Origin of the sequence: Coprococcus sp. RTP31081st1_H1_RTP31081_211007 (assembly GCF_040227275.1) — a bacterium.
Taxonomy (GTDB): Bacteria; Bacillota; Clostridia; order Lachnospirales; family Lachnospiraceae; genus Coprococcus; species Coprococcus aceti.
Genome location: NZ_JBEHVP010000003.1, coordinates 204,329 through 224,883, shown reverse-complemented (window position 1 = coordinate 224,883; position 20,555 = coordinate 204,329). Strand labels below are relative to the sequence as shown.

At 45.1% G+C, this 20,555-nt stretch carries 16 protein-coding genes and 1 pseudogene; 3 read left to right on the top strand and 14 right to left on the bottom strand.

Annotated features, from left to right (window positions below; genetic code table 11):
- Positions 1-25: 25 nt before the first annotated feature.
- The 8 genes from uvrB to ABUA31_RS07460 all read right to left on the bottom strand — a co-directional run bounded on the left by uvrB (position 26) and on the right by ABUA31_RS07460 (position 9,086).
- On the bottom strand, positions 26-2,014 hold the full coding sequence (uvrB, locus tag ABUA31_RS07495) for an excinuclease ABC subunit UvrB (RefSeq protein WP_055272008.1): 1,989 nt from the start codon (positions 2,012-2,014) through the stop codon (positions 26-28).
- 144 nt (positions 2,015-2,158) lie between these two features.
- Positions 2,159-2,533 (bottom strand): hypothetical protein, encoded by a 375-nt coding sequence (locus tag ABUA31_RS07490; protein ID WP_015534409.1) that lies wholly within the window; start codon positions 2,531-2,533, stop codon positions 2,159-2,161.
- Between the two features lie 477 nt (positions 2,534-3,010).
- Positions 3,011-3,781 carry a tryptophan synthase subunit alpha gene (gene trpA / locus ABUA31_RS07485; RefSeq protein WP_055222381.1) on the bottom strand — a complete coding sequence of 257 codons (771 nt, stop codon included), beginning with the start codon at positions 3,779-3,781 and terminating at the stop codon, positions 3,011-3,013.
- Positions 3,774-4,958, bottom strand: a complete 1,185-nt coding sequence (gene trpB / locus ABUA31_RS07480; protein ID WP_055222380.1) for a tryptophan synthase subunit beta — start codon at positions 4,956-4,958, stop codon at positions 3,774-3,776. Before trpB ends, trpA begins: the two co-directional genes overlap by 8 nt.
- 87 nt (positions 4,959-5,045) lie before the next feature.
- Positions 5,046-5,930 (bottom strand): indole-3-glycerol phosphate synthase TrpC, encoded by an 885-nt coding sequence (gene trpC, locus ABUA31_RS07475; RefSeq protein ID WP_082431226.1) that lies wholly within the window; start codon positions 5,928-5,930, stop codon positions 5,046-5,048.
- 49 nt (positions 5,931-5,979) lie between these two features.
- Positions 5,980-6,993, bottom strand: coding sequence for an anthranilate phosphoribosyltransferase (gene trpD, locus ABUA31_RS07470; RefSeq protein WP_015534413.1), 1,014 nt, complete (start codon positions 6,991-6,993; stop codon positions 5,980-5,982).
- An 18-nt stretch (positions 6,994-7,011) separates the two neighbouring features.
- On the bottom strand, positions 7,012-7,578 hold the full coding sequence (locus ABUA31_RS07465; RefSeq protein ID WP_055145999.1) for an anthranilate synthase component II: 567 nt from the start codon (positions 7,576-7,578) through the stop codon (positions 7,012-7,014).
- A gap of 14 nt (positions 7,579-7,592) precedes the next feature.
- Positions 7,593-9,086: an anthranilate synthase component I family protein gene (locus tag ABUA31_RS07460; protein ID WP_349819011.1), complete on the bottom strand. Its 1,494-nt coding sequence runs from the start codon at positions 9,084-9,086 to the stop codon at positions 7,593-7,595.
- A gap of 634 nt (positions 9,087-9,720) precedes the next feature.
- Between ABUA31_RS07460 and ABUA31_RS07455 the strand changes: the two genes are divergently transcribed.
- The gene (locus ABUA31_RS07455) at positions 9,721-11,100 is read left to right on the top strand and encodes an MATE family efflux transporter (RefSeq protein ID WP_055222378.1); all 1,380 of its coding nucleotides are present in this window, start codon (positions 9,721-9,723) and stop codon (positions 11,098-11,100) included.
- Here the strand turns inward: ABUA31_RS07455 and ABUA31_RS07450 are convergent.
- From ABUA31_RS07450 to ABUA31_RS07425, 6 genes and pseudogenes are all read right to left on the bottom strand, one after another.
- Complete coding sequence (locus tag ABUA31_RS07450) at positions 11,066-12,469, bottom strand: MATE family efflux transporter (RefSeq protein ID WP_055222483.1); 1,404 nt, start codon at positions 12,467-12,469, stop codon at positions 11,066-11,068. The genes ABUA31_RS07455 and ABUA31_RS07450 overlap by 35 nt on opposite strands.
- A gap of 206 nt (positions 12,470-12,675) precedes the next feature.
- The gene (locus ABUA31_RS07445) at positions 12,676-13,518 is read right to left on the bottom strand and encodes a hypothetical protein (RefSeq protein ID WP_022217400.1); all 843 of its coding nucleotides are present in this window, start codon (positions 13,516-13,518) and stop codon (positions 12,676-12,678) included.
- Between the two features lie 136 nt (positions 13,519-13,654).
- A pseudogene (locus tag ABUA31_RS07440) lies at positions 13,655-14,518 on the bottom strand (aldo/keto reductase).
- Positions 14,519-14,605: 87 nt separating this feature from the next.
- Complete coding sequence (locus tag ABUA31_RS07435; protein WP_015534419.1) at positions 14,606-15,334, bottom strand: flavodoxin; 729 nt, start codon at positions 15,332-15,334, stop codon at positions 14,606-14,608.
- Between the two features lie 395 nt (positions 15,335-15,729).
- Positions 15,730-16,821, bottom strand: a complete 1,092-nt coding sequence (locus ABUA31_RS07430; protein WP_015534420.1) for a PTS sugar transporter subunit IIC — start codon at positions 16,819-16,821, stop codon at positions 15,730-15,732.
- A gap of 35 nt (positions 16,822-16,856) precedes the next feature.
- On the bottom strand, positions 16,857-18,371 hold the full coding sequence (locus ABUA31_RS07425) for an aminoacyl-histidine dipeptidase (protein WP_349819010.1): 1,515 nt from the start codon (positions 18,369-18,371) through the stop codon (positions 16,857-16,859).
- A gap of 271 nt (positions 18,372-18,642) precedes the next feature.
- Here ABUA31_RS07425 and ABUA31_RS07420 point away from each other — a divergent pair, with 271 nt between their 5' ends.
- The gene (locus tag ABUA31_RS07420; RefSeq protein WP_349819009.1) at positions 18,643-19,488 is read left to right on the top strand and encodes a P-loop NTPase; all 846 of its coding nucleotides are present in this window, start codon (positions 18,643-18,645) and stop codon (positions 19,486-19,488) included.
- Between the two features lie 49 nt (positions 19,489-19,537).
- Positions 19,538-20,452: a radical SAM protein gene (locus ABUA31_RS07415; RefSeq protein ID WP_349819008.1), complete on the top strand. Its 915-nt coding sequence runs from the start codon at positions 19,538-19,540 to the stop codon at positions 20,450-20,452.
- The last annotated feature ends 103 nt before the right edge of the window (positions 20,453-20,555 follow it).

Genomic DNA, 20,555 nt, shown 5'->3' with positions numbered 1-20,555 from the left:
TCTTAATTATCTACCCTGCATCCATCTATTCTTTATCATAATCTCTCAGTGCCGCCTTATACACCTTGAGCTGATCCCTGATCTCTGCCGCCACCTCAAAGTTGAGGTCTGCTGCCGCCATATTCATCTTCTTAGTCAGCTTGGCGATAACCTTCTGAAGCTCCTTCTTCGTCATGGACTCAGCGTCCTTATCCTCCTCTGGAAGTTCCTCCTTCTTCACCTCTATGGTTATGAGATCCCTTATGCTCTTCTCTATAGTCTTAGGGGTTATTCCATGTTCCTCATTATACTTCTGCTGTATCTCACGACGTCTGCTCGTCTCATCGAGGGCATACTTCATAGAACCCGTGATAGTATCCGCATACATGATGACATGTCCATCCACATTTCGGGCTGCTCTTCCTATGGTCTGGATGAGTGATGTCTCCGATCTCAGGAAACCTTCCTTATCAGCATCCAGTATTGCCACCAGAGTGATCTCCGGTATATCAAGTCCCTCTCTCAGAAGGTTGATTCCAACAAGCACATCAAATACGCCAAGACGGAGATCTCTCACTATCTCAACCCTCTCCATAGTGTCTATATCCGAATGCAGATATTTCACCTTTATATCATTATCCCTCATATAGCTGGTGAGATCTTCAGCCATACGCTTGGTAAGTGTTGTTACAAGCACCTTGTGTCCCTGCTCAGTCTCCTTGCGGACCTCTTTCAGCAGATCATCTATCTGTCCCTCAACCGGTCTGACCTCAACCGGCGGATCCAGAAGTCCCGTAGGTCTGATGATCTGTTCAGCCATGAGCATCTGGTGCTCCTCCTCGTATTTGCCCGGTGTGGCTGATACAAACATGACCTGATCAAGCTTCTGCTCAAATTCCGAGAAGTTGAGCGGCCTGTTGTCAAGTGCAGATGGAAGCCTGAATCCATAGTCAACCAGATTCATCTTACGGGATCGGTCTCCCGAATACATCGCGCCAACCTGAGGCACAGTCATATGTGACTCATCTATAATAAGAAGAAAGTCATCATCAAAGAAATCCAGCAGTGTGCTCGGCGTCTCTCCGGCTGATCTTCCAGCCAGCGGACCGGAATAGTTCTCTATACCAGAGCAAAATCCAGTCTCTCTCATCATCTCCATATCAAAGTTAGTTCTCTCCTCGATACGCTGTGCCTCGATGAGTTTATCCTTTGACTTGAAGTAAGCAACTCTGTCCTTGAGCTCCGCCTCTATCCTCTTCAGCGCCTTCTCCATCTTCTCCTGTCCAACCACATAGTGAGATGCCGGAAACAGGCATGTATATGTCAGATCTCTCTTTCCCTCTCCGGTGAGCGGATCAAACTCTGTGATCCTGTCTATCTCATCCCCGAAGAATTCTATCCTTATTCCATCGTCAAATGTTGACACAGGAATTATCTCAAGTACATCCCCGCGCACTCTGAACGTACCTCTCTGCAGATCCATGTCATTCCTGTCATACTGTATATCTGTCAGTTCATCGATGACCTGATCTCTGTCCTTTATCATGCCAACTCTGAACGACAACATCTGATTCCTGTACTCGTCCGGATCACCGATGCCATATATACACGATACAGATGCAACCACTATGACATCTTTTCTGTCTATGAGTGCTGCTGTGGCGCTATGTCTCATCCGGTCAATATCGTCATTAATAGACGAATCCTTTGCAATATAGGTATCCGTAGACGCCACATATGCTTCCGGCTGATAATAATCGTAGTATGATACAAAATACTCCACCGCATTGTTCGGGAAAAATTCTTTCATCTCCCCATAAAGCTGCGCCGCCAGAGTCTTGTTATGTGCTAGTATCAGTGTTGGCTTATTAAGCTGCTGTATAACATTCGCCATGGTAAATGTCTTACCAGATCCGGTTACACCGAGCAGCGTCTCGAACTGATTGCCTTCCTGAAAACCCTTTACCAATTTTTCTATTGCCTCCGGCTGATCTCCGGTGGGCTTGTATTCCGATACCAATTCAAAATGATCCATAAAAGTCTCCTACTCTAGGCTAAAACCTGCATCTATTATATCGAACATTAGTTCCCATATCAAGTAAAAACACGGCAGTTGCTCAAGTTTATTTATGCCCTGAACAACTGCCACTATACTTCATCTGTTTGCTCACAACACCTTCTATACCGCTAGTTCATCCCTACCCAGGCTTATCTCATAGCAGCCTTTCTCATCGACAGTCACCACGACTCTCTCAAATCCTGTGTAAAATCTTAATATATACAGATCATCTGCCCTTGAGATAACCACCTCAGCATTCATCTCCGCAAGATCTGTCATATTGTCTTTCAGCACACCCTCGCTGACTCTGATGATCTGTCTCTCCTTCTCCACCTGTCTCTTCTCCTGAAGCTCCTTATAATAAAGGAAGAGATTCTCCTCCAACGCCTTTGATCTGCAGCTGCATCTGTGAAAATAGCTGCCGATGATCATGTAAAGCATGTATGCTGTCTCCTGCTGTCTGTGTGATGTCTTTTCTGTAAATGAATATCTCATAATCGTTACCTCCATAATGAAAAAATAAACCTAAAATAAATCTACAAAATGTTGTCAATGTGTTATCTGAAGCTTCACCAGCTCACACCTCCATGGTGCCTGCTCCTCGGTCTGTCATTTTTCAGCCGACGACAGTCGCTGTGTCCGTATTCTTTGCTGCCCCGGATACCGGGCAGATGCATATTCAGTTTTCATTTGAAATCTGCCCCATGCCCAAAAGGCAACAAAAAAAGAGTCATGATCGCAGACTTGTAGCACTTGCTACTCATCATGTTTTCAAACTCTTCTACTTAAAATATGATTTATTCAATTTTCATTATGGATATCAGCAATCGCTGATGTATATGTTATATCAAAAACTAACTGAGGTGTCAACATATTTATAAATATATCTATAAAACACAAGAGAGCCAGATTTCTCCGACTCTCTTAAATATGCATCCACAAATGCATACCCCAATTAGTATCTATAATTTCCTACCTTATCGCATCCTTCATGCTCTTCACATAATCTCTCACATAAGGCACACAGTCCTTGCCGTACTGGGCACACAGCTTGACGATGGCTGAACCGACAATGACACCATCTGACTTTTCCGCCATCTGCTTTGCCTGCTCAGGTGTGGATATTCCGAAACCTACAGCGCAAGGGATGTCCTTCGCCTTCTTCACCAGATCGACCATTGCTCCTATGTCTGTGGTAATCTTGGTTCTGGTTCCGGTTACACCGAGTGATGACACGCAGTATACAAATCCACTCGCATCATTTGCGATCATGGATATTCTCTCATGGGATGTAGGTGCGATGAGTGAAATGAGATCCACATCATACTGCTTACAGATTCCATCAAACTCGTCCTTCTCCTCGTAAGGAATGTCAGGAAGGATCAGACCGTCTATGCCAATCTCCCTGCATGTGCTGATGAATCTCTCCGAACCGTACGAGAACACGACATTTGCATATGTCATGAACACCATAGGTATTGTCACTTTCTTGCGTAGCTTTCTCACAAGGTCAAATACCTTGTCTGTCGTCACGCCGCCTGCAAGCGCTCTTATATTTGCGCCCTGAATGACCGGACCCTCGGCTGTCGGGTCTGAGAATGGGATTCCCAGCTCTATAAGGTCTGCACCGGCCTCCACCATTGCGTATACTACCTCCTCTGTCACATCCAGCGACGGATCGCCACATGTCACAAATGGTATAAATGCTTTTCCATGCTCAAATGCTTTTGATATATTACTCATGAAGATCCTCCCCTCTGTATCTTGCGATGGCTGCAACGTCCTTGTCACCACGTCCTGATACATTGATCACTATTATTTTATCCTTGTCCATTGTAGGTGCCAGCTTCATGGCGTAAGCCACAGCGTGTGCGCTCTCTATCGCAGGGATGATTCCCTCGATCCTTGACAGATACTCAAATGCATCCACAGCCTCGTCATCTGTGATCGCCACATACTCTGCACGTCCGATGTCGTGAAGGTATGCATGCTCAGGTCCGATTCCCGGGTAGTCAAGTCCCGCTGAGATCGAATGTACAGGTGCGATCTGACCAAATTCATCCTGACAGAAGTAGGACTTCATGCCGTGGAATATACCAAGCTTTCCGGTTGCGATGGTTGCCGCTGTCTCAAATGTATCAACACCTCTGCCTGCTGCCTCACAGCCGATCAATCTGACGCTCTCGTCAGGTATGAAATCATAGAAAGCTCCGATGGCATTTGAACCGCCGCCCACACATGCCATGACGACATCAGGAAGTCTTCCCTCCTTCTCCATGAGCTGTGCCTTGATCTCTTTACTGATCACAGCCTGGAAATCACGAACGATCTCAGGGAAAGGATATGGTCCCATGACTGAGCCGAGTACATAGTGTGTGTCATCGATCCTGCTTGTCCACTCACGAAATGCCTCGGATACAGCATCCTTCAGTGTGGCTGTTCCTGTCTTTACCGGATGAACCTTTGCACCCAGAAGTCTCATTCTGTACACGTTGAGAGCCTGTCTGATCGTGTCCTCCTCGCCCATGTATATCTCACACTCCATGCCCATCATGGCTGCAACTGTAGCTGTTGCAACACCGTGCTGTCCGGCACCGGTCTCCGCGATAACTCTTGTCTTGCCCATTCTCTTGGCAAGGAGCATCTGTCCGATTACGTTGTTGATCTTGTGCGCTCCTGTGTGGTTCAGATCCTCTCTCTTGAGGTAGATCTTTGCACCGCCCAGATCCTTTGTCATTCTCTCCGCATAGTAAAGTCTGCTAGGTCTTCCCGCATACTCGTTGAGCATCTCTGTGAGTTCTCTGTTGAACTCCGGATCATCCTTATATTTCTTGTATGCCTCTTCCAGCTCCAGCATCGCATTCATCAGAGTCTCTGGAATATACTGGCCGCCGTGAACGCCAAATCTGCCTTTTGACATATGTTTTTCCTCCTGTTTTTGTCTTCTCAGATATATTTTCAAATGTAATTTCTACACTTTTGTATTGTGTTTCTTCTATATAATATGTTACTCGCCTCTAAGTTCCGCAAACAACTTCTTCTTGTCGGGACTTCTCATAAATGTCTCACCTATGAGCACCGCATCAGTTCCATTTGCCTTGAGCCTGTCTATGTCCTCTTTTGCCTTGATTCCACTCTCAGACACATACACCATCTTCTGGGGTGCTAAAGTGTCAGCCGCAGCTCCTGTATCAGTGACAGGTACCTCCGTCCCCATATGGGTGGCTGGCACCGTATCCGGTATCAGCTTTCTAAGACGAACGCTGTTCATGATGTCCACCGTAAATGTTCTGAGATCTCTGTTGTTCACTCCGATGATGCCGGCTCCGCAGGCTATCGCCCGTCTGACCTCATCCTCATCGTGAGCCTCAACCAGAGCCGACATCCCAAGTTCATGCGCAAGCTGCAGGTATAATCCAAGCTGCTCGTCATCCAGTATTGCGCAAATCAAAAGCACCGCCGAGGCTCCTATGACCTTTGCCTCATATATCATATACTCGTCAACTGTAAAATCCTTCCTCAGCAGCGGTATATTTACCTCCTTCTTTATATCCATCAGGAACTGATTGCTTCCCTGGAAATAAAACGGCTCAGTGAGCACCGATATGGCTGAAGCACCAGCCGCCTCATATTCCTTTGCGATCTCAACATAGGGAAAGTCCGGTGCGATAAGCCCCTTGGAAGGCGATGCCTTCTTGACCTCACAGATAAACGATATTCCATCCGCTGCCAGATTATCCCTAAATGGGAACTTACTATATGGGCTGCTGCCGTTATCCGTCTCTCTGGCAACTATATCAAGTGCCTGTCTCTTCATCTCCTCAAGAGGAACTTTTTTCTTCTGCTCCGCCACACGTTCCTTTGTCTTTGCATCTATCTCATCTAATATCATCTCTTACCTCTCTATACAACTTTCTATCATAGTCTGCGATAAAACTTATCTACTCATTTGTCAGTCTTACAAATGCATCAAGCGTCTCAGCAGCCTTGCCACTGTCGATCACGTCCTCTGCAACCTTGATTCCATCCGCTATGGAATCTGCCTTGCCTGCGATGTAGATACAAGCTGCTGCGTTCAGTACAACTGCATTTCTCTTGGCTCCTTTGATCTTGCCTGACAGGATATCGCGGGTAATCTGCGCGTTTTCCTCAGGATCGCCGCCCACCAGATCCTCCTTGCTGCATCTCTCAAATCCGAAATTCTCTGGCTTGATCTCGTACTTTGTGATCTCGCCATCTTTGATCTCTGCAACTGTTGTAGGTGCGCTCATGGATATCTCATCCAGACAATCCTGTCCGTATACGACAAGTCCCCGTTTTACGCCAAGACCAACAAGTACAGGAGCCATCTGATCAACAAGCTCCTCCTTGTATACTCCCATGATCTGCATCTGAGCCTTTGCCGGGTTGGTAAGAGGACCAAGGATATTGAATACTGTCGGTATTCCAAGTGCCTTTCTGACCGGACCTGCATATTTCATCGCCTTATGATATACCTGGGCAAACATAAAGCTCATGTTGCACTCAGCGAGAACCTTGCCCATCTTTTCAGGTGATATGGAGATATTTACACCAAGAGCCTCAAGTACATCCGCTGCGCCACTCTTGCTCGATACGCTTCTGTTGCCGTGCTTTGCAATCGGTACTCCGGCCGCTGCTGCAACTATACCACTCGTTGTCGATATATTAAATGAATTCGCACAATCTCCGCCTGTTCCCACGATCTCAAGAACATCTATTCCGTCATGTGGAAGAGACTCCGCATGGTCTCTCATTCCATTTGCACTGGCTGTTATCTCGTCAAGCGTCTCGCCCTTCATGTGAAGCGCTGTGAGATATCCCGCCGTTGTCTCTCCCGGCACCTGTCCACTGAATATCTCATCCATGCTGGCATATGCCTCATCGTATGTAAGATCCTGTCCTGCTGCTACCTTCTTAAGAGTTTCCTGTATCATCGCCATATCCTCCTTATTTTATATCTCTAAAAAATTTCTGAGCATTATCTTGCCCTTCGGTGTCAATATCGACTCCGGATGGAACTGAACTCCATATACCTCATAATTCCTGTGTTTTACTGCCATGATCTCTCCATCCTCCGTCCTGGCTGTGACCTCCAGACATTCAGGGAAATTCTCATCTGCTGCTGCCAGTGAATGATATCTTGCAACCTGTATCTTGCTCTGAAGTCCTCTGAACAATCTGCAGTTCAGATCCACATCAACCAGCGACATCTTTCCATGCATAAGTTTCTTTGCATATGTGACTGTCGCACCATATGTCTCACAAATCGCCTGATGTCCGAGACACACACCGAGGATTGGTACTTTTCCTGCAAAATATCTCACCGCTTCCTCACACATTCCCGCATCCGAAGGTCTTCCGGGTCCCGGTGAGATGATTATGTGATCCGGATTCATCGCCTCGATCTCCTCACAGGTGAACTCATCATTTCTTATAACCTTTATATCCGGATTTATTGCCCCCACAAGCTGATACAGGTTGTAGGAGAAGCTATCATAATTATCTATAAGTATTGTCATTTATTTTGTCCTCCTTATATGTATTGTGCATGCGCATGAAAGGCGCTCATTGTGAGTGCTGTCGTAACTGCCTTTGCCTTGTTGATACATTCCTGGAACTCATTTTCCGGAACACTGTCTGCGACGATTCCCGCTCCCGATCTGACAAATACTTTGTCGCCTTTTTTGTATGCGATCCTTATGGCTATACATGTATCAAGATTTCCTGTGAAATCTATGTATCCTATGGCACCGCCATATATTCCTCTCTTGTTGTCCTCCAGCTCATTGATGATCTGACACGCTCTGATCTTCGGTGCTCCTGAGAGGGTTCCGGCCGGAAGTACCGCATCCACGGCTGACAGCTCATCGTATCTGCTGTCGTCGATCTCCCCCCTGACTGTTGAACCTATATGCATTACATGTGAGTACCTCTGAACCTTCATGTACTGCTCAACCTCAACAGTTCCGAACTTGCTTATCTTACCAAGATCATTTCTTCCGAGATCCACCAGCATGTTGTGCTCCGCCAGCTCCTTCTCATCCGCCATAAGTCCGGCCTCAAGTCTCATATCCTCTTCCTTTGTCTTTCCCCTCGGTCTCGTTCCAGCAAGAGGAAATGTGTGAAGCATGCCATTTTCAAGCTTTACCAGTGTCTCAGGCGATGCGCCCGCAACCTCTATCTGGTCGCCGCTGAAGTAGAACATATACGGAGAAGGATTTGTGCTTCTGAGAACCCTGTATGTATTGAACAGTGAACCCTCCATCTCAGCCTCAAGTCTGTTGGACAGAACCACCTGGAAGATATCTCCCTCGAATATGTACTTCTTTGCCCTCTCGACCATGCTGCAATATTTTTCTTTATTGAACAGAGGCTTGAAATCACTCTTCATCTTAACTGGCTCTATCTCAGCCATCTCTCCGTCGAGGATTAGCTTCTTCATATCTTCTATGTCAGCAAGTGCCTTTGCATATCCGGCTTCTATATCGGACGTGTCAGCATTTGCAATGAGGATCAGCTTTGACTTGAAATTGTCAAATGCTATGACCTTGTCAAAGAGCATGAGATCCAGATCCTGAAATTCCTCATCGTCATCGGCATCGATCACAAGCTTCTTCTCGCTGTACTTTATATAATCATATGAGAAGTAACCGACAAACCCGCCTGTAAATGTTGGAAGTCCTTCTATTTTCGGACTCTTGTAATCCTTGAGAATCTCTCTTATGAATACCTCAGGATGAATGTCATCCGCTTCCTTTATCACATTTCCATCTATATCCTTGAGCTGTATGTGCCCATTCATGCATGTGACATCAAGCTTTGGATTATAACCAAGAAATGTGTAGCGTCCCCACACCTCCTGATTCTCCACGCTCTCAAGTATGTAACAGTGCTCATTCGCCGCTTTCAGCTTTCTGAGTAAGTTGATAGGTGTGATCACATCCGATAACATCTCGCAGCACACCGGAACCATCCTATATCCGTCTGCCGCATATTTCTTTGCCTCGTTAAGTTCTGGTCTTATCATGTCTTATCCTCCTTGCCAATTAATATAAAAAAACCACAGGACATAAAAAAAATTCCTTATCCTACAAACATTAGGACAAGAAATCTAATCTCCTGCGGTGCCACCTAATTTCATCAATAAATAAAAAAAAATATATATAAATAATTTATATATATTTATATATATCGATGCCCTCGACCATATACAATCATATATGTACCTTCTATAACGGTAGGTCTCCGTCTCCCCTACTTGAATCTCAAATCTTTCGGTTTGCCCTCACAAGTCCATTCACCTGCACTCCCATCGCTGCAATCACACCACCTGCAACTCTCTGAACATGTTATATGCCGCTACTCCTCTTGATCAACGGTTTATCTTATATTTGTAACCATAATGCGCTTTCCTAGTAAATTTGTCAAGATTAATTTTTCAAGTTTCTGTCATATTTTCACTTGTTTTTTACTGTTTACCGCATATTTACTGGACTTTTTCCACTTATCATTTATTTTATACTTTCTTAATTATTTCCTGATTGACTTCTTCACCCAACTGAAATATCCTAGGGGACGGATGGGACAGGTACCTCCGTCCCCACGATGAACGACGGAGTTTTCATCGGATTTTATAAAGTTATCAACATTAAGGAGTAGTTATGAACACAAGTACAATTTCTTCAAATTCCGAAGAGAGGATGGGCACGGCGCCGATATTTAAACTTATGCTCTCCATGGGCATTCCAACATTTGTGGCGCAGCTCATCAATCTCTTATACAACATAGTGGACAGAATATACATAGGACATATCCCCGAGGTAGGCGCAGCATCCCTCACCGGAATCGGACTGTGTCTCCCGATCATCACCCTTGTAAGTGCATTCAGCGTGTTCGTGGGCGCGGGCGGAGCACCTCTGGCTTCCATTGCTCTCGGTAAAGACGACAGGGACAAGGCACAGCGCATCCTGTCAAATGGCGTAACCCTGCTCATCATATTTACAGTTATTGTTATGGCTGTCATCTACACATTGAAGAAACCGCTTCTGTATTTCTTCGGTGCCAGCGATGCCACCTATCCACATGCCGATGACTATCTGAGCATTTACCTTATAGGCACTATATTTGTCATGATCACCACCGGACTGAACACATTTATCACAGCCCAGGGACAGTCAAAGACCGCCATGTTTTCTGTGCTCATAGGAGCCATATTCAACATCATCCTCGATCCGATATTCATATTTGCACTGAACCTCGGAATCAAGGGTGCGGCCATAGCGACCGTCATATCCCAGGCGATAAGTGCGGCATGGGTTATCAGATTTCTGACATCCGACAAGGCTAGTCTTCGCATATCAGCGCAGATGATGCGTCCACAAGGCAAGCTGATCCTGTCAATTGCAGCTCTCGGTGTGTCACCATTTATCATGCAGGTCACGGAGAGCCTTATAACCATCGTGTTCACTCACGGGCTCCAGAAGTACGGCGATGACCTGTACGTGGGATCATTCACCATACTCCAAAGTATCATGCAGATTATATTTATCCCGATGAGCGGTTTCTCTCAGGGAGTCCAGCCCATCATCGGCTACAACTACGGCAAGGGCAACGTGGACAGAGTGAAGAAGACATGTACCATACTGATAACCATGTCCATCATAGTGTCATTTGTCCTGGCTGGGGCCGCATTCCTGTTTCCGTCCGTGGCTGCCGGAATATTTACATCAGATGAAGCACTCAAGGCACTCTGTGCAAAAGTTCTTCCGATATACATATTCGGAATGATGTTCTTTGGCATACAGAACGGATGTCAGCAGTCCTTCATATCCATGGGACAAGCAGGCAAATCCCTTATATTTGCACTGCTGAGAAAGGTCATACTGATAATCCCACTCGCGATCATCCTGCCATACTGCACGCACTCAGTCATGAGTATTTACTACGCCGAGCCTATCAGCGACATAGTGTCCGCATTCTCATGCGGCGCAACATTCATGCTGACATTTAAGTCAATGATGAAAGGTGCAGGGAAGAAGTAACCCTCCTCATTTTCCTTCTCAGCAACACCATGCCCACCACGCACGACACGATCTCCGTGATCGGGAATGCCCACCATATCAGTGATACATCCGCCTGACCGCCTCTGACCAGAGCCGCAAATGCTCCGGCAAGCGGCAGGATGATTATCAACTGTCTGAGCAGCGATATCACAAGCGATTCCACACCGCCTTCAAGGGCCTGATATATTCCCTGAAATGCAACATTTACCCCGGCAAATACGAAACTTAGGGAGATTATCCTCATAGCGTCTATAAAATACACTCTGGACTGTCCCGCATTAAAAAGTCCGGCAAATGCAGCTGGAAACAGCTCTGTCACAGCCATTCCAAACACCATCAGCACTATTGTGTAGATTATTCCATACTTAATCGCATCATTTATCCTCTTTCTGTCACCCATTCCATAGCTGTATGCCGTGATCGGGGTGATCGCATCCCTGAGTCCAAATGCGAGAAACAGCACAAACTGCTGAACCTTGTAGAACAGACCATATGCAGTCTGCGCCGACTGGTTAAACTTGAGAATGAGATTCAGCGCGTATACCATGATGGACATAAGTGCCTGGGCTATGATGGCCGGGAGTCCTATGGCATATATTCCCCGGATGATTCTCCAGTCAGGCTTCATGTATGCACATCCATGTTCAAATTCCTTATTAAGTCTCAGATGGAACACGCACAGCAGAACCGCAGACGCTATCTGACCTATAATAGTCGCATAGGCGGCTCCTCTGACACCCATCTCAGGAAATGGTCCCACTCCGTATATGAGAAGCGGATCAAGTATGATGTTTATGACAGCTCCCATCACCTGACCTATCGTTGAATACATGGATCTGCCAGTTGCCTGAAGCAGCTTCTCAAACATCGAGAAGAATATTATTCCAAATGAATACACACAGCATATTCTTAGATAATCCACAGCCATCTCTGTGACCTGCGTGTCCATAGTCTGTGAGACTATATAAGTCCTCACTCCCAATATTCCAAATAACAAACACACCACATATATTACAGCACCGAGAAACAGACTGTTGCCAGCCACCTTGGCAGCTCTTTCCTTATCACCCTGACCAAGGGTTCTGGCAATAAACGCATTTGTGCCGACTCCCGTGCCTATGCCCAGAGCAACCATGAGCATCTGCACCGGAAATACCAGCGTGAGGGCATTTAACGCGGCCTCACTTCCCACCTTCATATTTCCCACAAATGCGCTGTCTACGATGTTGTACACCGCCTGAAGCGCCATGGAAAGAATCATAGGAATACCCATCTGGATCATCAGCTTTCCAACTGGCATATCTTTCATCTTATTTCTCTCTCTGTTTTCCTCTTTGTTCTTATCCATTTCTTCCACTCTTCAAACTCCTTTCCCTGAACAAAAAAAGCAGCTACCGCCTAAGTTAGTTGGACTTACGCTGAATAGCTACACACTAGAAAATTATTATATATACACATAAAAAGCGAGTGACAAAACTGGATTTACGCAATCTTTGCCACTCGCTTTCGATGTGTATTATACTTTTTGTTTTTGAAAAAGTAAAGTTGTAAAATTTATAATGGACTGAACATGTTATCCAGAATATCCTGATAATTTCTGTCACCAAGTGTCTCTATAGCTATTATCATCGTATACTTTCCGTCATCTGATCTTACTATTACATTTGTCAGAGAGTACTCAGTTCCAGACATATCAGCCGTTGCTGTACATATGTAGTGCTCTTCGCCAAATACTGTACACTTGGAATAATCAGTCTCAATATTGCTTGCTTCAGCGCCAATTCTACTTGCTGTAGATGTAATAACAGTATCCATCTGAGCAACAGTTGCCTTTGCTACTGTATTCTCATCAGCCCACACATCATAACCGTAATTTCCACCACCCTTAGGGGACTTTATTTTGAGCAGAATATAGTGTGTACCATCATTTGCACAGAATGCATAATCGTTTCCTACCGTAAAGCTATTGTCCAGATTATCCAATGCCCTCTGTACAGTCTCATCGCTATTGGAATCCTCCACAACCTCAGAGATATCGGTGGCAGTCAGTAATGAACCTCTTGTCTGAATTCCATAGCTTCCTTCAAGGTTGATCTTAAATCCAAAATACGAATTCTCATAACCATTCTTGGTGTATACACCTACTATTGAAGGATCAGCTTCTGCCTCTTCACTGTCCTCTGTATCTTCCTCTGTGTCCTCCTCATCAATGGCGACCGAACTGTCCTCAGTATCATCTGCAGTGTCCTGTGTTTCAGTATCCTGCTCCTCTGTTGCTGCTTCTGTCTCAGCTTCAGTTGTAGCCTTAGTTACAGAATTGTCATTGCCCCCACAGCCTGTCAGCATCAATCCCATCATCATTGCAGCCACTACAATATAACTTGTTCCCTTTTTCATATTGTTCATTTCCTCCTAAATGTATAAAATTAGCAACATCTCTATTATAAGGTAACTATTATATTATGCAAGATATTTATGATTGCAAACTATACAAACCTGACGGCTGTCCACTATAGCTATGAACTTTTCTTTATTATATACGTCCACCATATACAGGAAAACCACTGCTCGCTCCATAGCTCTCGATCTTCTTGAAATTCTTAAGAGCCTCCATATCCTCTGCACTTATCTCGAAATCGACCTCTGTATTGCTCTTCATGTGCTCTGGATTGGCCGTCTTTGGCAGTGAAATTGTTCCGAGCTGGATAGTATATCTGATGCAGAGCTGTGGAACAGTCACACCATACTTGTCCGCCATAGCCTTGATCTCAGGCTGATTGAGTATCTCACCATGTGCGATAGGTGAATAAGCCTCAACAAGTATATCGTTCTTCTGACAGTAATCCACCAGTTCTATCGGAGTATTGCTGATGTGAAGAAGTATCTGGTTGACCATAGGCTTGATCTCAGCAGTCTCCATAAGGCTCTCGATATCACCGATCTGGAAATTGGATATACCAATAGCCTTGAGCTTGCCTTCCTTGTATGCCTACTCAAGTGCTCTCCATGCTGCTCTGTTGCCCTCCACGTATCTGTCATCGCTCTGATTTACCTTTACCCAAGGCTGTGGGCTGTGAATGATCATCATATCGAGATAGTCAAGTCCCATCTTCTCAAGCGTTCCATCGATTCCCGCCTTGGCCTCCTCATATGTCTTGTGCTCAGCCGCAACCTTTGAGACTACGAACAGTTCTTCTCTTGGAATACCACAGGTTCTAACTCCTTCGCCTACTCCGCGCTCATTGCCGTATGCCTGTGCAGTGTCAATATGTCTGTAACCTATCTTTATGGCCTCCCTCACGGCATCTGCTACCTTGTCATCGTCGATGAACCATGTTCCAAGTCCAAGCTTTGGAATTGCTACTCCATTGTTAAGTGTGTAAGTTTCTTTTAACATTTTTATATCCTCCTGTTTCTTTTTATTTCAATTTCAAATTATTTCCAGCTATGTTTATTACATCTGTTCAGTTACTTATCTGACACATTACTGTCCAAGGCCGAGCCCGCTTATCCAGTCGGCCACATCCTGCTGTGTCACACCCGACGAGAATCTCTGACCATCCTTCCAGTCTCCGCTTCCTGCCTCAGAAGCCAGATCATCTGCACTGCTTCCCAGTCCTGAGCTCGCCGATGTGCAGAACGGATATACAGTCTTGCCAGTGAAGTCATTTGCCTTGACAAATGAATCTACCGGCCATGCAGACGTTCCCCACCATATAGGATAACCTACAAATACCGTATCATACGATTCCCAGCCAGGAACTTCAGTGGTGGTAAGCTCCACATCCCTGAGGCTTTCGTCATTGTGTTCCTTTGATACCCTGCTGCTGTCATCATTGTAGTTCAGATCATCCGATGTATACTCCTGGGCCGGGGTGATCTCAAATATATCTGCTCCTGTCTCTGCCGCTATATATTCTGCAGCATCTTTTGTATTTCCAGTTGCTGAAAAATAGATCACCAGAGTCTTACCTGTCTCTGTGTCAACATTGTCTGTCTCATCAGCGCTGCTTTCCTCGCTGGTCTGTTCCTCTGATACCGTAGAGTCAGCGTTGTCGTTGCTTGTATCGGCCTCATTGACCGCATCCGTAACAACCTCTGTCTGGGTTTCTGCCTGTGTGGTACTTTTACTTTCTGTGCTGTCACCACTTCCGCATCCAACAAGTCCAAAAGCCATAACAGCACACACTAAAAATGCTCCTAATTTCTTCATTAAAGCGTCCTCCTGTCTGTTTTAACTACCATATTTTCGAAAAACGTCAGGAACTGTTTCTCTGACATATCTAATAATACTCTTTGGAGTTCACTTCAAGGCAAGGACTTTTTTTGTATTCTTGATTTTTCTATCGTCTGCTCATTTTTGCTGTATTTTCACTCCACAAATCAAGCACCATATATTTTGTATCTTTTTCCTTCTGAATCACCCATTTTAGGAAAATATTATCTCCTTTTCCATATAAAAAGGCCCGAAAGACACAAAATCTGTAAATTTGTATCTTTCGAGCCAATTTCAATCTTATTTGCGAAAATATTGTATCTTTTCTGTTGTAATCTGCCTGATGGAAACAATTTTGAGATAATTTTCTTCCACCGGATTTCAGCCAATCTTTATGATAAAGTCATATCTCCATCCTTAACCCAGCCGAGTTTTCTCACCACCATGTTGATGAGCGGGCAGAGAACTGCAGGAAGTACAAATGAGATTAGGATCAGACCAACCCAGTCCATAGCTGTGACCGCTGTCTTGCTTCCCGCCTCGATATCATTCATCCAGCCTGTGTATACTCCGATCTGTCCAACCAGACCACATGTACCCATACCTGATGATACAGGAGTTCCATTCATCTGAAGCTTGAACAGACATGTTGCAAGAGGACCTGTGATCGCAGAGGTAACTATAGGTGCGATCCAGATTCTCGGATTCTTGATGATGTTACCCATCTGGAGCATTGATGTTCCGATTCCCTGTGAAACAAGGCCACCCCATTTATTCTCTCTGAATGACATAACTGCAAATCCAACCATCTGCGCACAACATCCCGCCACAGCAGCACCGCCGGCCAGACCTGTAAGTCCGAATGCCGCACATATCGCAGCGGATGATATCGGAAGTGTAAGTGCCACACCGACGAGAACTGATACCGCAATACCCATCCAGAACGGCTGAAGGTTTGTAGCCAGCATGATGAGATCTCCGACCTTCATGGCTATGGCACCGAGTGTAGGTGCAAGAAGTGCAGACACAGCCACACCACTTCCGATGGTAACCAGAGGTGTCACCAGTATGTCAATCTTTGTCTCCTTTGAGACAACCTTTCCAAGTTCAGTTGCAATAACTGCAATAAAATAAACTGCCAGCGGGCCTCCTGCGCCGCCCAAGGCATTTGCCGCAAATCCAACTGTTATCAGTGAGAACAATACGAGCTGTGGTGCCTTAAGAGCATATCCTATAGCCACCGCCATCGCAGGTCCTGCCATAGCAGATGCGAGACCTCCAACTGTATAATCTGTCCCATTCACGGTCGCAACAACCGCTTTAAGAAATGGCACACCAAACTGATTGCCAAGTGTGTTCAGGATAGTTCCGATAAGCAGAGTACAGAACAATCCCTGTGCCATGGCACCCAGGGCATCTATTCCGTATCTCTTGACACTGAACACAATGTCCTTCTTCTTCAAGAATCCTTTTACCTTTTCCATCATTCTTCTCCTTATTGGAATTATATTGCTGTCAATTACTTCAATTTCTCAAGTATACCCAGTGTATACCTCCATGTTCTCTGTACACTGGCAACATCCATAGACTCTCTGCTTGTATGGATATTCTTCATATCCGGGCCAAATGATACACAGTCCAGACCCGGCATCTTGCCAGCGAAAAGTCCACACTCCACTCCGGCGTGAATCGCCTGTATAACAGGCTTTCTTCCATACTGCTCTTCAAACACATCCACCATAATATCTCTGAGAGGAGAATCATGTCTGTACTCCCATGCAGGATAATCCCCCTGCACTTCCAGACTTCCACCAGCCGAGACAGATACACATCGGAGCTGATCTATCAGATTTTCCTTTTCAGACTGTACACTGCTTCTTACTGAAAAGCTTGCTGTGACCTCATCCTCAGTTGTATTCAATATTCCAAGATTCAGCGATGTCTGCACAAGCCCTTCTATATCATTGCTCATCTTCTGAATTCCATTTGGCATCATCATAAGACTCCTGATAACTATATCCGATGACTTTTCTGTCATAACTCTGTTGATCATGGTTCTACCATACATATCGTTCTGCACATCATCCGCGTTATTATATGAACCCAGATCATCTGACAGATCCGTTTCTACTTTCACTACAAGCTCTGGATCAGTATTTCCAAATTCATGCCTCAGAATATTCTCATTCTTTTCCGCAGATTTTACAAAGTTATCCACATCCTCCGGATCAATACCCACATATGCCTCCGCCTTGTTAGGTATTGCATTGTCCTTAAGACCGCCCTGTATAGATATCAGTCTGTATGGAACATCCCTTCCTATATTATATAGAAGTCTTGCAAGCTGCTTGTCGGCATTTGCCCTCTGTTTTATGATCTCCACGCCGGAATGTCCACCGGTAAGACCCTCTACAATAATTTTCACAACTAAATGATCATCTTCTGCATTCTCATATTCAACCGGAATATGGCACGTAGCACACGCACCTCCGGCACATGACACCAGCAGATACCCCTCATCCTCAGAATCCAGATTGAGCATGATCCGTGACTTAAGTGGACTACAGTCAATCGCCGCAGCTCCCAGCATTCCTATCTCCTCATCAACCGTAAATACACACTCAATCGGTGGATGTGGTATATCATCGGCATCCAGTATAGCCAGTGCAAATGCCACAGCTATCCCGTCATCTCCGCCAAGGGTGGTTCCATCAGCGGATATCACTCCGTCCTCAAGCACTAGTCTCAGTCCGTCCCGCTCAAAATCAATATCACAGTCAACATCTTTCTCACATACCATATCCATATGTCCCTGTAGCATGACAGGGGCACTGTCCTCATACCCGGCAGTTCCGTCCTTGAATATGATCACATTGTTGCTCTCATCCTGTATATATCTCAGATTTTTGTCTATGGCAAACTTCACCAGATAATCACTTATCTTCTTTGTATCCGACGATCCGTGTGGAATCCCGCATATCTCCTCAAAGAAATGAAAAACTCCATATGGCTCGATATTTGATAAAACTCCCATGCTATATTCTCCTTTTTATAGTATTTTTCATGCCGAATTACTTTATTAGAATACTTTCTATCAGGTATTTCATTTCAACTCTACAATCCGTATACTATCATGTCTCTGATTATATATTTGACACCCGTCAATTTCAACTCACCTCTCAAATTTCATAGTACCTGCATTCGTTGACTTTGTAACCTCTTAATGATATATATTAATCAAATGCGTAACTTAGCATACAACACAGATTGCACAGACATCCATGTGCAGTAGATTGGAGAGTATCATGTCAGAGAATTGTACACACAACTGCAGTACCTGTGGTCAGAGCTGTTCCAGCAGAACAGAACCACAGAGTCTTATCATAGAGCCACATCCAGGTTCACATATAAAACATATTATTGCCGTGGTCAGCGGCAAAGGAGGAGTCGGCAAATCCTCAGTAACCTGTCAGCTCGCCGTTCTCATGCAGCGCATGGGTTACAAGACAGCCATACTTGACGCAGATATCACAGGACCTTCTATTCCAAAGGCATTTGGCGTACATAAGACACCAGAGGCAGAAGGAGATTTCCTGTATCCCGATGAGACGGAAACAGGAATCAAGATCATGTCTGTGAATCTTCTTCTGGACGACGAGACAACACCTGTCCTCTGGAGAGGACCTATCATAGCGGGAACAGTCAAGCAGTTCTACTCAGACATCATCTGGGGAGACATAGACTATATGTTCATCGACTGTCCTCCTGGAACCGGTGACGTGCCACTTACCATATTCCAGTCCATCCCTATAGATGGAGTTGTGGTAGTTACCACCCCTCAGGATCTCGTATCTGTCATCGTTGGAAAGGCTGTTCACATGGCAGACAGCATGAATATCCCTGTCATTGGTATGATAGAGAATATGTCATATTTCATTTGTCCTGACTGCAATAACAAGCACTATATATTTGGCAAGAGCCAGCTTGAGCAGGTCATAAGAGACCTGTATATAGGGCACGCGATCCGTCTGCCTATCAATCCTTCCCTTGCGGAGTTTATGGATAGGGGTGAGATAGAGCACATGGAAGCAAATGCTGATCTTCAGGAATTTGCTGATCTCATAAGCACATTTGACCCTGACAAATACTAATTCACCTATCAGTTAATAACAATTATCATCTATTTTGGAGGTAAATAATATGGATATCCGGCACATCCTGAACAACTGCATATTGTGTCCAAGAAAATGCGGTGTAGACCGTACATCCGGTCACACAGGTGCCTGCCATATGACAGACACAGTCAGGGTGAGCCGTGCAGCGCTACACATGTGGGAAGAGCCATGTATATCCGGAGAGAACGGTTCAGGTGCCGTATTCTTCTCCGGATGTGCACTTGGATGCTGCTTCTGCCAGAATAAAGCCATATCCGGAGGCAAGGCTGGCAAGGATATATCCATATCAAGGCTGTGCAACATTTTCTTTGAGCTTCAGGATAAGGGTGCCAACAACATCAATCTTGTCACACCGGATCACTATATACCACAGATCATATCAGCTATAGACATGGCGAGATCACGGAACTTCAAGCTTCCATTTGTATATAACTGCAGTGGTTATGAAACGGCCGAGATGATACAGCTACTTGATAGCTATATAGACGTGTATCTTCCTGATTTCAAATTCATGTCACCGGATCTGTCCGCAAAATACAGTAATGCTCCAGACTATCCTGAACATGCCAAAGCCTCCATATCTGAGATGGTCAGACAATGCGGAGGAGACCAGACCCGCTTTGATGACGACGGAATTATGCAGAGAGGTGTTATCGTCCGTCATCTGCAGCTTCCTGATCATCTGGATGATTCCAAGTCAATAATCACATATCTATATAACACATACAAAGATTCAATATATATAAGCATCATGAACCAGTACACCCCTATGCCGGGAATTGAGAATAGATTTCCAGAGCTTGGCAGAACTATAACTTCTTCTGAATACGATGAGCTTGTGGATTATGCCATTGATATCGGCGTTGAAAATGGATTTATACAGGAGGGTGAGACAGCAAAAGAGAGCTTCATTCCAGCATTCGATAACGAAGGCGTGTAACCTACACATCTTCAAATAAGGAAATAAATAAAAGACCATGGATTTTTGCACAAAAAAATGGACCAGCCACAACATATTGCAGTCAATCCATCTTGTAGTGGGC